The following is a 15,780-nucleotide window of genomic DNA, read 5'->3' on the forward strand; positions in this document are numbered from 1 at the left end:
GCCAACATCCTGATGTTGGCCTCTTCTTTAACGACTCGCCTTGACTAGGCTCGAAATCAACGCCCGTAGCGCCGCCGGTTTAATCATTTTCGCCATATAGTGGTAACCGCGGCGCTGCACATCCTCCACCAGTTCTTTGCGAGTATTGGCAGTGATTAAAATGCCCGGTAACTCTTTGCCATAGAGCGCGCGGATCCCGTCCATCGCATCGACACCATTTTGGCCATCGTCCAAGTGGAAATCTGCTAAAACAATATCCGGTGCCACCCCTTTTAGGCCCAACTTTATACGTGCATCGGCTAAATCCTTGGCACAAATCACCTCACACTGCCAGCGGCTGAGTAGACTCTCAAGCCCCGCCAAAATGGCCTCTTCGTTGTCGATACACAGTACTTTAATCCCAGACAAAGGTTGCAATAGCGATGGCAACGCCTTCACCTGCGGCTGACGCACGGTTTCCCCTAAAGGCACACTTATAGAGAACACTGAACCACGTCCAAGTTGTGAGGACACTTGAATACTGTGGTTTAGTACCCGGCTGATCCTATCGGCAATCGCTAGCCCAAGGCCAAGACCGCTAACGCTTTTACTACGTGGATTATTTAAGCGCTTAAACTCTTTGAAGATTTCACGGGTTTCATGCTCATCAATGCCGCAGCCCGTATCCAATACTTGGATCTCTAGCTCACTGCCGCGATGGCGACAGCCAAACAGCACCCGCCCACCTCGGGCATAACGATAAGCATTGGTTAAGAAGTTTTGCAGCACGCGCCGCAGTAGCGAAGGATCTGAGTTGACCGTCGCGCTACAGGGGATCATCTTAAAGCGAATTTGATTGTCCGCCGCCATCGCCTCAAATTCGACCGACAGACCATTGAGCAGCTCAGATATGGCAAAATCACGGCGATTGACTTCCACCATGCCGGAATCCAGCTTCGAAATATCCAATAAGTCGGTGAGCAACTCGCCCGCTGTTTTGAGCGAGCTATTCACATGGGATAGGGTGGTGCGCGCCTCGCGGTCTAAATTAGGGTATTGGGACAAGGAAGCGGTAAACAATCTCGCCGCATTCAGGGGTTGCATTAAGTCGTGCCCTACCGCCGCTAAGAAGCGACTCTTAGAAGCATTCGCCATTTCTTCCTGCGCCTTAGCCTCAAGTAACTCACTGTTTAGCATGGCTAATTCGTAGGTACGCTCTTTAACGCGCGATTCGAGGGTTTCATTGGCCTCAAGTAAAGCCCGTTCCTGCTCACGGTATTGAGTGATGTCGGTAAAGGTCATCACAAAGCCGCCATCGGGCATAGGATTGCCTTGAATTTTAATCACTTTGCCGTCTTTACGTTGCCGCTCTGAGGTATGCGGCGTGCCGTTACGCATATGCTGTACGCGTTTTTCGACCTGTGACTCAATGTCCCCCTCGCCGCAATATCCCCGCGCCGCGTTAAAGCGGATCACTTCGCCAATCGGCATCCCTTGCTGTAAAAATCCCTCAGGATATTGATACAGCTCGACGTATTTGTAGTTCCATGCCACCAAGTTGAGATCGCTGTCGATAACGCTCATCCCTTCATAGGCATGCTCAATAGCACCGCGCAGCATATCTTGGCTGAGCATGATTTTGGACGAAGCTTCATCCACTAGGCTAAAGACTTCATCCAAGGCCAAGTCTCGCCCCTGTAAAACCGAGTCCATTACCAAGGAGGCACTGGAAGCGCCAAGCACTCCGGCGAGTAAGCGCTCGGTGTGGGCGATAAGCTCAGGTGTCGCGGCCTTGTGCCAGCTGTCACTCTTGACCGCCTCGGTGGAGAATCGGCTAAAGCTTTCATAGGCGCGAGTTGGGCTCACAAAGCGGCTGGCTAAGATCAATAAATCCTGCTGAGAGATTGGGCCATTTTTCTTATTGGCATTATTTTTAAGCTTACCCGGGCTGACAAAGGCGCTGGCCTGAATACGCTCGGCCACCCCCGCCCGAAACCAAATAGAGCCTAAGATATAGCAGGCAATATTGGCGAACAAGGCCGTGAGGGCATCGCGCACATTGGGGGTAATGGCATCTAACAGGTCGATATTACTCGACAACAAGGTCGCCACATTTTGGCCGTCATTCATGCCGCTCAGCATGATATAAAACCACAGACCAAAACCCACACTTAAACCTAAAAACACCCCGGCACGATTACCGTGCTTCCAATAGAGGCCTCCCACCAGCGCGGGAGCCAGCTGGGCAAACGCCCCAAAGGATAACATCCCAAGGTGCGACAAGGAGTCACTGTCGGCGAGCGCCAGATAACTGCCATAACCCAGGCCAAGGATGATGACGATGGCAAGGCGGCGTGCATTTAACAACATCTGCGAAAACTGGCTAAAGTTTTTCTCACGGATATTGCCCGTGCGCAGCATCACTGGCACCAGCCACTCGTTACTCACCATCACGCTTATTGTCACTACCGCCACAATCACCATGCCTGTTGCCGCGGATAACGTACCTAACAGCGCAATCACGGCCAGCAATGGATGGTCTAACGCAAGCGGTAAATTGATCACATAAGTGTCGGCGGCAACGCTATCCCCAAGGATGACTTTACCCGCTAGGGCCAGTGGCCCAACGAATAAGCCAAACAAGGCCAAATACAGCGGGAATAACCAGCGCCCCTTGGACAACACCGACTCATCGGCGCACTCCACCACCATCACGTGGAATTGCCGCGGCATACATAAAAATGCCGCCATGCCGACGAGCAGCTCAGGCATTAAGGCTTCGATGCGAGGATTTGGGTAATTAATTAAGGCTCTTTCGCTCGCCTGCTGCCAGATATCACCAAAACCGTCGAACACCCCAAAGCTAATCACAATCCCCACCAGCAAAAATGCCGCCAGTTTGACTAACGATTCAAAGGCAATCGCCAGCATCATGCCGGGGTTATGCTCGGTAGCGTCGAGCTTACGCGTCCCAAATAGAATGGCAAAAATCGCCAGCAATGCTGTGATAAGTAAAGGGATAGTAATGCCGTTTAAAGGATCGTCTGCTGGCTGAAACAAATTAAGGCTAAATACCATCGCCTTAAGTTGCAGGGCAATGTAGGGCATGATGCCAAATAGCGCGATGAGGGTAACAATGGCCGCCAAGGTTTGTGACTTACCGTAACGGGCGGCGATAAAGTCGGCGACCGAGGTAATATTTTGCGCCTTGGACACGAGAACCATCTTGCGCAGCATGCCAAAACCTAAGGTGAAAATAATGATAGGACCGATAAAAATCGGGATGAAGGACCAAAAATCATTAGCCGACTGCCCTACAGTGCCTAAAAAGCTCCAGGAAGAACAATAAACCGCCAGACTTAAGCCATAAATGCCAACCTGCAGCTTCTTGGTCACGCCGCTAAACCAACGCTCCGCGCCCCAGGCTAAAAGGAATAAAAGTGAGACATAACAAATAGCAATAACGGCGACGACTAAGGTTAGATTCATATTTTTGCTCTTTTTTCCATTATTGTGCGATAAATAATGGCTGAAATCTAGCCAGATTTTCGAGTGCAACAGCCTAAATATAAAGGAGATTTTAAAACTAGACCAAGGTCTAATGGAGTTGCCAGCCCCTTGCATACCATACTCAGACTACGCAATTTTTAGAAAGGGAAGCCCTATGAGCTCGCAGTCTCTCTACAAAGTCTCCGGCAATATCGCTGCCAATGCACTTGTAAATAACGATCAATATAAAAAAATGTACCAAGAGTCGATTGTCAATCCAGAGGGTTTCTGGAGAGAGCACGGCAAACGGATCGATTGGATAAAGCCATACACTAAAATCAAAAAAACCACTTTTGACGATCATAACTTATCGATTAACTGGTTCTACGACGGCACCCTAAACGCCTCAGCCAACTGCTTAGATCGCCATCTAGCAGAACACAGCGACCGCGTTGCCATCATTTGGGAAGGCGATAACGCCAGCGAACAACGTAAAATCACCTACGGTGAGCTTCACACTCAAGTGTGTAAGTTTGCCAACGCTCTACGCAGCCAAGGCGTGCGCCGTGGGGATATTGTGACCATTTATATGCCAATGGTGCCAGAAGCGGCTGTGGCTATGCTGGCCTGTGCCCGCATCGGTGCCGTGCACTCGGTTGTCTTTGGTGGCTTCTCACCCGATTCTATCGCTTCACGGGTCATCGACGGTAAATCTAAGGTGGTTATCACTGCCGATGAAGGTATGCGTGGTGGCCGCGCGATCCCACTCAAACGCAACATCGACGATGCGCTAAAACATCCCGATGTCACCAGCGTTGAGAAGGTGATTGTACTTAAACGTACTGGCGGCAAGGTTGACTGGGTAGAAGGCCGCGATGTGTGGTGGCACTCTCTGGTTGAAACTGCATCCGAGCACTGCGCCATTGAAGAAATGGGCGCCGAAGATCCGCTCTTCTTACTTTATACCTCAGGTTCAACCGGTAATCCCAAGGGCGTATTGCACACCACCGGCGGTTATATGGTGTATGCCTCTATGACCCACGAGTATGTGTTCGATTACAAACCCGGTGAGATTTACTGGTGTACCGCCGACGTGGGTTGGATCACGGGTCATTCCTACATGGTGTACGGCCCACTGGCGAACGGGGCGACCGTGCTAATCCACGAAGGGATCCCTAATTACCCAAGCCCAGCACGTTTAGGCGAGATGATTGACCGTCACAAGGTAAATATTCTCTATACGGCACCAACACTTATCCGTGCACTGATGGCCGAAGGTAAACAGCATTTTGACAAGTATGATGGCAGCTCGCTGCGCATCATGGGCTCTGTGGGTGAACCTATCAACCCAGAAGCTTGGCGCTGGTACCACGAGGTCATCGGCCATGAACATTGCCCAATTGTCGATACTTGGTGGCAAACCGAAACGGGCGGCATTTTGATCACCCCATTACCAGGTGCAACCGATACCAAACCCGGCTCGGCGACTCGCCCCTTCTTTGGGGTACAACCGGCGCTCGTGGACAACATGGGTAACATTTTAGAAGGCGCGACCGAAGGTAACTTAGTGCTGCTCGACTCATGGCCAGGCCAAATGCGTACCGTATATGGCGACCATGAACGCTTCGTACTGACCTACTTCAAAACCTTCCGTGGCATGTACTTTACCGGTGACGGCGCGCGCCGCGATGAAGACGGTTACTACTGGATCACTGGCCGTGTGGACGATGTGATTAACGTCTCCGGCCACAGATTAGGCACAGCAGAAGTAGAAAGTGCACTGGTGTCACACGAACTGGTCGCCGAAGCCGCCGTTGTGGGCTATCCCCATGATATTAAAGGCCAAGGTATTTACGCTTATGTGACGTTAACCCGTGGTACAGAAGAGAGTGAAGAACTTCGCCAAGAGCTGCGCCAATGGGTTCGCAAAGAAATTGGTGCCCTGGCCACACCGGATCTTATCCAGTGGGCGACAGGATTACCTAAAACCCGTTCTGGCAAAATCATGCGCCGTTTCCTGCGTAAGATTGCCGCTAACGAAGTGACCAACTTAGGTGATGCATCTACGCTGGCCGATCCAGCCGTGATTGAGACCTTGATTGAAACTCGCTTGAATCGTAACGAGTAATCGTTATCCCGCGCTTAATCGTGATTTATCACGGTTAAGCGCAGCTTTAGCTCCTGTACGTTTGAACCTTGCTCCGTCGAGTACAGGTTCCTTTAAATGAAGCAAACCCTGTTGAGAAAGTGCCTGATTGCCCCTTTCTCTTAGTTGCCCCTCCAACCAAGGGGCATTTTTTTGGTTCTGTGTTAAGCTTGGCGCCAAACTCAATCGACCAAGAATAGCTAGCAGCGTGTCAGTTAATTCCAGCCCAAGCGTTACCCTCAGGGATTACCAGCAACAAGCCGTCGATGCCGCCATCGCGCATTTTAAAAAAAGCACCGATTCCGCCGTGTTAGTCCTACCAACGGGAGCCGGAAAAAGTATCGTTATTGCCGAGCTCGCCCGCATCGCCAGAAGACGAGTGCTGGTTTTAACCCATGTGAAGGAACTGGTTGCCCAAAACGCGCAAAAAGTGGGATTACTGACGACTGAGGCCAGCATTTACTCCGCTGGGTTAAATCAAAAATCGACTGACGGCAAAACCGTCGTGGCCAGTATTCAATCCGCCGCGCGCGCATTAAATCAATTCGATGAGCCCTTCTCGCTAGTGATTATCGATGAGTGCCACAGAGTCAGCCTCGAAAAAACCAGCCAATATCAGCAGATCTTAAGTCATTTACAGCAGCGTAATCCCAAGCTGAGGTTATTAGGCCTAACGGCCACTCCCTATCGGCTCGGTACGGACTGGATTTACAAACGCCATTACCATGGCAAAGTTGGCTCGCCTGAACTTGGGATCTTCGAGCAGTGTATTTTCGAGCTCCCCATCCGTCCGCTGATTAAACAAGGTTATTTAACCGCGCCCACCTTGTTTGATGGTTTAAGTGCCCAATATGACTTCAGCCAAATCAAGCCCAATGACAATGGCGAATATCCCGAGGTCCAAGTCAATGCGCTGCTGAACCACGCCGGACGCGCGACAACAGCGATTGTGAAGCAACTGATTGAACTGAGTCACCACCGCCAGGGGATCATTATTTTTGCGGCGACGGTTCGCCATGCTGAAGAAATTGTCAGCCAGCTGAACAAGAAACACAGCAAGCAAACAGCAATCGTCACGGCGCAAACGCCAGATAATGAGCGTGATGAACTTATCGAGCGCTTTAAAGCCAGAGAGCTTAAGTTCCTCGTCAACGTCGCGGTATTGACCACCGGATTCGATGCGCCCCATGTGGATTTAATTGCGATTTTACGCCCCACCGCATCCGTGAGTTTGTTTCAGCAAATGATTGGCCGCGGTCTTAGGATCTGTGAAGGTAAAAAAGATTGTTTAGTGATTGATTACGCGGCCAATGGCTATGATTTGTATTTTCCAGAAGTCGGCCAAGCTAAGCCCAATAGCAAGTCGGTTCCGGTACAAGTGCACTGCCCTGTCTGTCAGTTTGCCAATATCTTTTGGGGATTAACGGACAATGATGGCGATATTATCGAGCACTTTGGCCGTCGCTGTCAGGGCATAGTCGAGCATCATGGACAAAAGCAGCAATGTGACTTTCGATTTAGGTCTAAATCCTGTCCCGATTGCGGACAAGAGAACGACATAGCAGCGCGTATTTGCCAGCATTGCCAGTCGACCTTAATCGACCCCGATAAGCGCCTTAAACAAGTATTGAATAAGCAACACCATCATCTGTTCCGCTGCCAGCATATGACGTTAATGGATGATGCAGGCGATCTTAAGGTGCAATATCTGGACATTGAAGGAAACGAGTTTAATCGACGCTTTAAACTGCAAACGCCCGCCCAATGGCGTGCCTTGTATGCGTTGTTTATTTTCCCCCATAGTCGCACGCCGGGCCTAAAACCTAAGCAATACAAAAAAGTGTCTGAGCTGATTACCGATAGCGCCGCCTTTCGGATGCCAGATCTGTTACTGCTGAAAAAGCATAAAAAAGGCTGGGATCTGCTCGAAAGCTATTTCGATTACCAAGGGCGCTATCAAACTGAAAATAAACACATCTGACATTATCAATTCGGTTAGCGCTATGGTATAAAACGCTTAAAGTAATCCTAAGGAGCTATTATGTACGTTGTTATTTTTGGCCGTCCTGGCTGTCCTTATTGCGTGCGAGCAGTACAACTGTCAGAGCAACTCGTTGAAAAACGTGATGACTTTAAATTTAGATACGTGGATATTCACGCCGAAGGGATTTCTAAAGCGGATCTCGAGAAAACTGTCGGCAAGCCAGTCGAAACTGTGCCACAGATTTTCGTTGATGAAAAACACGTAGGTGGTTGCACCGATTTCGAACAATATGTTCGCGATAACAACCTATTAGGTTAATCCCAATACCAAATAAAAAGGAGACCTGAGGTCTCCTTTTTATTTATTACATCAAACGTTAGAGCACATACTTCGCCGAGAAGATGATCCGGCTTAAATCACCATCATCACCATTCTCTTTACTGTTTTGGGCGTACATATATTCCACCCCAAAGGTCAGTGGTTTACTAGGGGAATACAACAGGTTGATATAGCCAGAATAAGCATCCTTATTCACCCCAGTGCCTGTTAAAGCCACATCATTATCCGCTTGCATACCAGAGAGTGTTACACTGGTGCGCCACTGCTCGTTCCACCAATGACGGTAAGACACAAAGCCGCCGAAGGTACGAATGGATTCAATATCGCCGCTCGCATCTAACACACCCGCATTAATGTAGTTAAGCGCCATATAACGCCCTAAACCGTCACCATAGGTTGCGGTAAAGCGCAGATCATCTTTACCAATGGGGATAATCCCCGCCACACTGGCGCCATAGCCAAAGCTCGAACTATCGATTTGGGTCGCACCGATTTTGGTTTCTAAATTGAGTTGACGAGCAATACCCGCAAATGAGAATGAGGCGCCGCCGTCCGTCTTGAGATTATATCGCGCCACCACATCAGGCACGACACCATTACCACTGGTGATGCGTGCGCCACCTTGATTCGGAGTTACCGTTGTTTCAGGGTTTTCTATCGCAAATTGGAAGTTGCCATGGGTATAACGCAGTAACGATTGACGCACAAAGGGCGTACCATCTGCAGCCCCCACAAAGTCGAGGTTTTCAGGCAAGGCCGCAGGGTTTTGGAAAGTGGTCCAGGTTTGACCTACGGTCCAATTATCATAGGACACATAGGCATGGCGGATACGTGGTGAATAGCTGTTAGACACCCGCTCATTGCCATCGGTGTGGGTCATAAAATCCAGTTCAATAAAGCCCGACAAGCTATGGCCATCAAGATCCGTTGCCGCCTTAAAATTGAATCGCGTTTCACGGGCTTGGAAATCCACCACTTGGTTACCGTTGCCGTCTTTACCGTAAATGGTACCCGGTACATAAAACTGACGGGATAAATCCCCCGAATCGGGTGCCCCATTGCCATAATCGCTGAACATCACGTCCGCCTTGATATAGCCACCAAATTCAACGTCAGTATTTTTTAAAGAAGCCGCATTGGCAGAGCCCATAAATGCCAATAAGGTTGCAGAGTAAAGCAAGCTAAGTTTTGCTTGTTTCATTTTATGTTTCCCCAGTTGTTATTATTTGTCCGCAGCCAATATGGACAATTTAACAAGCGAGTAACATTGGCAATAAGTCTATGAGACAAAAGTAGAAAATGCTGAATATAACGCGAAAATGCTTTGGGATTGTAAGCTGAGGAAGAGTTTACTAGGAGATTTAGAGTGGTGGGTCGTGAAGGATTCGAACCTTCGACCAATTGGTTAAAAGCCAACTGCTCTACCGACTGAGCTAACGACCCATCTAAGGACTCTGAGTTTTACACTCTCAGAAAAGTGGCGAATCGTAAAGGATTTAAACCATTCGACTGATTGGTTTAAAGCCAACTGCCCTCGCTTTATAAAATAAGCGACTGAGCTAACGACCCATCTAAGACTCTGAATTTTACACTCTCAGAAAAGTGGTGGGTCGTGAAGGATTCGAACCTTCGACCAATTGGTTAAAAGCCAACTGCTCTACCGACTGAGCTAACGACCCATCTATGGACTCTGAGTTTTACACTCTCAGAAAAGTGGTGAATCATGAAGGATTTAAACCATTCTACCGATTGGTTTAAAGCCAACTGCCCTAGCTTTATAAAATAAGCGACTGAGCTAACGATCCATCTAAGGACTCTGAGTTTTACACTCTCAGAAAAGTGGTGGGTCGTGAAGGATTCGAACCTTCGACCAATTGGTTAAAAGCCAACTGCTCTACCGACTGAGCTAACGACCCATCTAAGGACTCTGAATTTTACACTCTCAGAAGAGTGGTGGGTCGTGAAGGATTCGAACCTTCGACCAATTGGTTAAAAGCCAACTGCTCTACCGACTGAGCTAACGACCCATCTAAGGACTCTGAATTTTACACTTCCAGAAAAGTGGTGGGTCGTGAAGGATTCGAACCTTCGACCAATTGGTTAAAAGCCAACTGCTCTACCGACTGAGCTAACGACCCATCTAAGGACTCTGAATTTTACACTTCCAGAAAAGTGGTGGGTCGTGAAGGATTCGAACCTTCGACCAATTGGTTAAAAGCCAACTGCTCTACCGACTGAGCTAACGACCCATCTTATTTACAACACTTCAAATACCGCTAACTTATTCTATTTACTAGAGTAAGTGGTGGGTCGTGAAGGATTCGAACCTTCGACCAATTGGTTAAAAGCCAACTGCTCTACCGACTGAGCTAACGACCCATTTACTGGTATTTTGCGCCCCGAACGACCTCGCCGTTCCGAGGGCGCCTATAATACCTTTTTCATTTTCCCATGCAAGCGTAAATTCCCAATTTTTTGTCGTTTGCATGAAAAACAGACTAAGAGTATGTTTTTTAGTTAATTATGCTTTAATTGCAGCCAATTGTTGTTGTGCAATGCGTGCTGCAGCGCTGTTGGCGTAGTCTTTTACTACTTGTTGGTAGTATTGAGTCGCGCCGGCTTTATCACCGGTTTTCTCTGCGATCATGCCAAGCTTCACTAGACTGTCGCCACGTTTGTTGGAATCACTAAAACGGGTCACGACAGTGTTGAAGGCTTGTTTGGCTTCAGCAAATTCACTCTTATTAAACAGTAACTGTCCTAACCAATAGTTGGCGTTGGCGGCATAGACTGAATCTGGATACTGTTTAATGAAGGCACGAAACGCTGGAATAGCATCGTCATACTTGCGCTCTTTTAGCACTAAGTTCACCGCACTTTCGTAGCTGGCCGTTTCACTTAAGCTACTGGCGGCGGCATTGGCACTTGCTGCCACAGCAGCGGGCGTTGCAGGGGTAGAAGCAGCTGGCGCAGCAGCGGCTTTGGAGGATAAATTGGCAATTTCATCGTAAAGCTGACGCTGACGTTGTTGCATCTGCTCTATTTGATAATTCTGTTGTTCAGTCAAACCACGTAAGTCGAGAACTTCTTGTTGCAAAGTATCCAGACGGCGCTGCATATCAATTTCGCTTTGTTGTCTCGATTTTACAATGCGCTCTAAACGAGCAAGTCTGTCATCACCTGAACCACCAGCAATATCTTCAACAGGAGCAGGAGCTGCCACTGCAGCTCCTGCGCCGAAGAACATTGCCGTAATTAAGACGGCACGTTTCATCTAGTTACTCTCCGTAATTCAATCTTAGTAAACTAAAACTGCACGACGGTTTTTAGCAAAACCTTCATCGGTACGAGTGAAGTCAAGTGGCTTCTCTTCGCCATAGCTTACGATGCTCATTTGGCTAGGTTGTACACCCATGCCTTGTAAGTATTTAGCAACAGCTTTAGCACGACGCTCACCCAGTGCGATGTTGTATTCTGGCGTGCCACGCTCGTCGGCATGACCTTCAATCAATACGCGTACGCTTGGGTGCTCAACTAAATAAGTACCGTGGGCTTCGAGTACGGCGGCGAATTCAGTTTGAACTTCACTGCGGTCGAAGTCGAAGTAAATGATGTGTTCTTTTCTCAACTGCTCGAGTTGCTGACGTTGTTGCTCTTCAGGTGACAACATTCCACCAATACCGCCAGTTTGAACGCCACCACCATTCAGTTCGCTACCAGAACCGTTTGTAGAGCCCATTGCATCAGTTTCTGATTCAGAAGTTGAGCTACACGCACTAATAGCCATAATTGGAAGTGCTACCAACATAGCTTTTAACAACTTGTTCAGATCCATTATCTGTTCCTTATAAAATTAAATGTGAATAAATCGAGCTAATACATTAGAGAAACGGAGACCAAGAAGGTGATTTCACCTCGCCCTGACCTACCGGTAATCTCGCTTTAAAGCGTCCGTCCGTAGAAACAGCTGCTAAAACTTGCTTGCCTTGATACGTGGTGCCATAAATCACCATAGTACCATTAGGGGCCACACTTGGAGATTCGTCCAAACGTGTCGATGTCAGCACCTGCATAAAGCGCGTACTTAAATCCATACGTGCAATATTAAATTTACCGTTTGTGCGATTCACAAAAATCATGCTGCGACCATCAGGGGTAATCGAACCACCTAAATTCCATTCACCTTCAAAGGTTTCACGGGTCACTTTGCCTGAATTTAAATCTACACGATATAACTGTGGTCTACCACCGCGCTCGGAGGTAAACAACAATGACTTGCCATCGGGATACCAAGAAGGCTCAGTATCGATGGAATAGTGGTTGGTAATACGTTTTGCCGCCTTAGTAGCGATATCGATAACGTAAATCTCAGGTTGACCATCCTTTGAGAGGGTCACAGCCAAGGATTTACCATCGGGCGAGAAAGTGGGTGCACCGTTAATGCCTGGGAAGCTGCTAACCTTTGTACGTACTTGGGTGTAAAGATCCTGAACAAAAATCTCAGCCTTTTTGTTTTCAAAGCTTACATAAGCTAAACGACGACCATCAGGCGACCAAGAAGGCGACATCAGCGGTTCTGGAGAGCGCAGTAACATTTGCTCGTTGTAACCGTCATAGTCGGCGATCATCAGTGAATAAGCGGCTTTCTGAGTGTGATTCACCACCACGTAGGAAATACGGGTTAAGAACGCACCACGAATACCAGTCAGCTTCTCATAGACGATATCGCTTATCCGGTGGCCATATTGACGGAACTGCGCCGCAGAAATCACTGTTTGGCGACTGTCCATCAAAAATTCTGTCGCACTGGTAGGCCCTTTTAACGCTTGGTTTTGCGCTTTAACCAAATCGATAAGGTCAAAACTCACCAAAAACTGATCCGTACCATAAGGTTTTACCGACCCCACGACGACAGCTTCGGCACCGACATTGGCCCACGCGCTCGCGTCAAACTGGGCTAAGGCACCGATACCACGTTGTGGTAACCCTAATTCATCTAATGGTTTGAAGGTACCGCTACGAATTAAGTCAGACATCACCACATCGGCAATCGCCTGGGGTGGCGCACCCGCACCTTGCCATTGGAATGGCATCACTGCGATTGGACGCGCCGCATCCACACCCTCAGTGATCACAATATCCAGCGCCGCTTTTGCCGGCATAGTGCAAAGCAGAACCGCCAATGCTAACCATTTTGCCAAAATTTTCATGGGACTCCTTTAATTAAACGTTGGTTCAACGATTAAGTTAATTTCTTTCATCAAGTTATAAACCGCAGGATCCGGAGACACTGGTAACTTGCCCGCTTTTAAGATCGCCGCTTTTGCTGCACGGCACACATTAGGATCGCCCCCCTGCGTCTGACTGCTGATCACAAAACCATCATTGGCTAAACGCACAGAAACAGTACAGGTTTTACCGCGCATCGACTCGTCAACCACTAGGTTACGTTGAATCGTCGATTTAATCATCGCGGTGTATTTACCCACTTCCGTTTGCATTTGCTTATTCATGGTTTGCGATAACGCAGCCTGCTCGGCGGCTAACGCATCGGCCATTTCCTGCTCTTGCTGGGCACGCGCCTTGGCTTCAGCATCCGCTTTTGCCTTAGCTTCGGCTTTTGCTTTCGCTTCAGCATCGGCCTTGGCTTTTGCCTCCGCTTTGGCCTTAGCGTCAGCTTCTGCTTTCGCCTTGGCTTCGGCTTCCTTCTGCTTACGGTCAGCCTCGGCTTTCGCGGCTGCAGCTTCTTCTACTTTGCGTTTTTCCGCCGCTTTTTGAGCTGCATCTTCAGCAAGTTTACGTTCCTGCTCCTTCTGCTTGCGGTCGGCTTCAGCTTTCTGCGCTTTTTCCTTTTCCTGTTGCTGCTTCACCTGCGCGGCTTTCGCGGCATCATTGGCCTTTTGGGTCTCAATTTCCTGCTGCTTACGTTCTTCCGCCAGTTTCTTCAACTGTGCCTGTTCACGCTCACGGGCTTGCTTTGCTTCCTGTGCTTTGCGCTCAAGTTCGGCTTGGCGCTCACGTTCGCGGCGCTCGGCATCGCGCTTTTCCTGCTTAAGCTTTTCAACTTGATTAGCCACTTTTTGCTGATCAACCATAACAGCTTTTACTGCAGGGGCGCTAACTTGTTGCACAGGTTCAGGTTTATGGGTGAAATCTATGCCAATAGCCAGAATAATTATCACGCCAATATGAATACCTGCTGAAATCGACAGAGGTAATGCAACATTTGAATTATCCGCCACCTATTTCTCCTTGGGTGAATCCGTCATCAAACCGACTGAGGGAACGCCTGCCTGCTGCAGGGTCACCATCAATTGGATCACGTTATCGTAAGGAATATTTCTATCGGCTTTCACCACCACTGGGCGCTCAGGCTCAGTCACCATGATCGCCGCAACGGCGGTGGCTAACTCATCCAATTCCATCTCTTCGTTATTGGAACCGCCCTGATTAAGGAAATAAGCGCCGTCGGCATCGATAGACGCTACTACTGGCGGCTTACTGTCCGCAGGCAGCACTTCGGCGGCACCTTGCGGCAGCTCCACTTTCACCCCTTGGGTCACAATCGGCGCTGTTACCATGAAAATAATCAGCAGCACGAGCATGACGTCGATATAAGGCACCACGTTGATTTCGGCAACGGGGCGACGACGTTTACGCTGATAACCGACTTGCATTATACGCCTTCCTTCTCACTGTACGCTTGGCGATGCAGGATGCTAGAGAACTCTTCCATAAAGTTAGCGTAACCGATTTCCAGTTTTTCAACTTGGGTGGCAAAACGGTTGTAAGCGATAACAGCTGGGATTGCCGCAAATAGACCCATTGCAGTTGCGATCAGTGCTTCTGCAATACCTGGTGCCACCATGGCGAGCGTCGCGTTCTCCATTGAGCCGATAGCGATAAATGAATTCATAATACCCCATACCGTACCAAACAAACCGATATAAGGGCTAGTCGAACCAATGGTTGCCAATAAAGGTAAGTTGGCCTCTAACTTTTCTAATTCACGGGATAAGGTAACGCGCATGGCACGTGAAGTCCCATCCATCACCGCATCGGGCACTTTGCTATTTAATTTATTTAGACGTGAATATTCTTTAAAACCCGTCACAAATAATGACTCTAAGCCAGTATTATCTGGACGAGCCGATAATTCTTTATACAGACGATTTAAATCAACGCCTGACCAAAATTTATCTTCAAATTTTGCCGATTTACTTTTTGCAGATGTCAATAAGCTACGGCGTTGTAAAATCACCGTCCAAGACATTACAGACAAGCAAAGTAAGGTGAACATCACAAATTTCACTAATAAACTGGCTTGTAAAAATAACCCAACAATCGACATATCAGCTTGCACTGTCAAACTCCTGCACAATATTTAAGGGAATAGCTCGGGGCCGCATTCGTGATAAGGCAACACAGGCCACTAGCACTGTACCTTCACAATAACAGTCTCCCTGATGATCAACCAAACGTTGATGAAATACCAACGAGGCCTTTTTCAACTCTATGACCTTAGTTTCTACAATAAGGTTCTGTTCAAAACGCGCGGCTTTTTTAAAATCCAATTCCGCCCGCTTAACCACAAACGCCGTATCATCGGCTAACAGTGCAGTCTGGCTTACCCCTAAGGCTCTTAACCACTCGGTTCGCGCCCGCTCAAAAAAATTGAGATAGTTCGAATGATAGACAACGCCGCCTGCGTCGGTGTCTTCGTAATAGACTGAAATGGGCCAATTAAACGTCATTTGAAATCAGCAAATTTTGGTTGAAAAATTGACGCTTACTATACCTAGGGAAACAAGACTTGTGAATGACCCGACGAAGATATAGATAG

General features: G+C 48.4%; 12 protein-coding genes and 7 tRNA genes. 3 read left to right on the plus strand and 16 right to left on the minus strand.

Features of this window, described 5'->3' with window-relative positions; translation table 11 throughout:
• Positions 1-27: 27 nt before the first annotated feature.
• A complete protein-coding gene (locus K0H60_RS12715; RefSeq protein WP_220055968.1) occupies positions 28-3,468 on the minus strand; it encodes a hybrid sensor histidine kinase/response regulator in 3,441 nt (1,146 codons plus the stop codon).
• Between the two features lie 175 nt (positions 3,469-3,643).
• On the opposite strand from K0H60_RS12715, the gene acs reads away from it, so the two are divergent.
• The 3 genes from acs to K0H60_RS12730 all read left to right on the plus strand — a co-directional run bounded on the left by acs (position 3,644) and on the right by K0H60_RS12730 (position 7,916).
• Positions 3,644-5,596 (plus strand): acetate--CoA ligase, encoded by a 1,953-nt coding sequence (gene acs, locus K0H60_RS12720; protein ID WP_086902146.1) that lies wholly within the window; start codon positions 3,644-3,646, stop codon positions 5,594-5,596.
• A gap of 226 nt (positions 5,597-5,822) precedes the next feature.
• Positions 5,823-7,595, plus strand: coding sequence for a DNA repair helicase RadD (gene radD, locus K0H60_RS12725; RefSeq protein WP_220055969.1), 1,773 nt, complete (start codon positions 5,823-5,825; stop codon positions 7,593-7,595).
• A gap of 60 nt (positions 7,596-7,655) precedes the next feature.
• Positions 7,656-7,916, plus strand: coding sequence for a GrxA family glutaredoxin (locus tag K0H60_RS12730; RefSeq protein WP_011072684.1), 261 nt, complete (start codon positions 7,656-7,658; stop codon positions 7,914-7,916).
• A 58-nt stretch (positions 7,917-7,974) separates the two neighbouring features.
• Here K0H60_RS12730 and K0H60_RS12735 read toward each other — a convergent pair whose 3' ends face one another.
• The 15 genes from K0H60_RS12735 to ybgC all read right to left on the minus strand — a co-directional run bounded on the left by K0H60_RS12735 (position 7,975) and on the right by ybgC (position 15,691).
• The gene (locus K0H60_RS12735) at positions 7,975-9,138 is read right to left on the minus strand and encodes a DcaP family trimeric outer membrane transporter (protein ID WP_011717441.1); all 1,164 of its coding nucleotides are present in this window, start codon (positions 9,136-9,138) and stop codon (positions 7,975-7,977) included.
• A gap of 166 nt (positions 9,139-9,304) precedes the next feature.
• Positions 9,305-9,380 (minus strand) — tRNA-Lys (locus K0H60_RS12740).
• A gap of 160 nt (positions 9,381-9,540) precedes the next feature.
• A tRNA-Lys gene (locus K0H60_RS12745) sits at positions 9,541-9,616 on the minus strand.
• A gap of 161 nt (positions 9,617-9,777) precedes the next feature.
• Positions 9,778-9,853: transfer RNA gene (locus K0H60_RS12750), tRNA-Lys, on the minus strand.
• Positions 9,854-9,888: 35 nt separating this feature from the next.
• Positions 9,889-9,964: transfer RNA gene (locus K0H60_RS12755), tRNA-Lys, on the minus strand.
• A gap of 35 nt (positions 9,965-9,999) precedes the next feature.
• A tRNA-Lys gene (locus tag K0H60_RS12760) sits at positions 10,000-10,075 on the minus strand.
• 35 nt (positions 10,076-10,110) lie between these two features.
• Positions 10,111-10,186 (minus strand) — tRNA-Lys (locus K0H60_RS12765).
• 54 nt (positions 10,187-10,240) lie between these two features.
• Positions 10,241-10,316: transfer RNA gene (locus tag K0H60_RS12770), tRNA-Lys, on the minus strand.
• Between the two features lie 142 nt (positions 10,317-10,458).
• Positions 10,459-11,211 carry a tol-pal system protein YbgF gene (ybgF, locus tag K0H60_RS12775; protein ID WP_023267870.1) on the minus strand — a complete coding sequence of 251 codons (753 nt, stop codon included), beginning with the start codon at positions 11,209-11,211 and terminating at the stop codon, positions 10,459-10,461.
• Positions 11,212-11,235: 24 nt separating this feature from the next.
• A complete protein-coding gene (gene pal, locus K0H60_RS12780) occupies positions 11,236-11,772 on the minus strand; it encodes a peptidoglycan-associated lipoprotein Pal (RefSeq protein ID WP_011717443.1) in 537 nt (178 codons plus the stop codon).
• A gap of 46 nt (positions 11,773-11,818) precedes the next feature.
• Entirely contained in the window at positions 11,819-13,147 is a 1,329-nt protein-coding gene (tolB, locus tag K0H60_RS12785) for a Tol-Pal system beta propeller repeat protein TolB (RefSeq protein ID WP_011717444.1), read from the minus strand.
• A 9-nt stretch (positions 13,148-13,156) separates the two neighbouring features.
• Positions 13,157-14,179: a cell envelope integrity protein TolA gene (gene tolA / locus K0H60_RS12790; RefSeq protein WP_011717445.1), complete on the minus strand. Its 1,023-nt coding sequence runs from the start codon at positions 14,177-14,179 to the stop codon at positions 13,157-13,159.
• Positions 14,180-14,614, minus strand: a complete 435-nt coding sequence (gene tolR / locus K0H60_RS12795) for a protein TolR (protein ID WP_011623130.1) — start codon at positions 14,612-14,614, stop codon at positions 14,180-14,182.
• A complete protein-coding gene (tolQ, locus tag K0H60_RS12800) occupies positions 14,614-15,300 on the minus strand; it encodes a protein TolQ (RefSeq protein ID WP_011626518.1) in 687 nt (228 codons plus the stop codon). The genes tolR and tolQ overlap by 1 nt, the downstream gene beginning before the upstream one ends.
• A complete protein-coding gene (gene ybgC, locus K0H60_RS12805; protein WP_011626519.1) occupies positions 15,290-15,691 on the minus strand; it encodes a tol-pal system-associated acyl-CoA thioesterase in 402 nt (133 codons plus the stop codon). The genes tolQ and ybgC overlap by 11 nt, the downstream gene beginning before the upstream one ends.
• Positions 15,692-15,780 lie beyond the last annotated feature (89 nt).

This window comes from Shewanella mangrovisoli (assembly GCF_019457635.1).
Classification (GTDB): domain Bacteria; phylum Pseudomonadota; class Gammaproteobacteria; order Enterobacterales; family Shewanellaceae; genus Shewanella; species Shewanella mangrovisoli.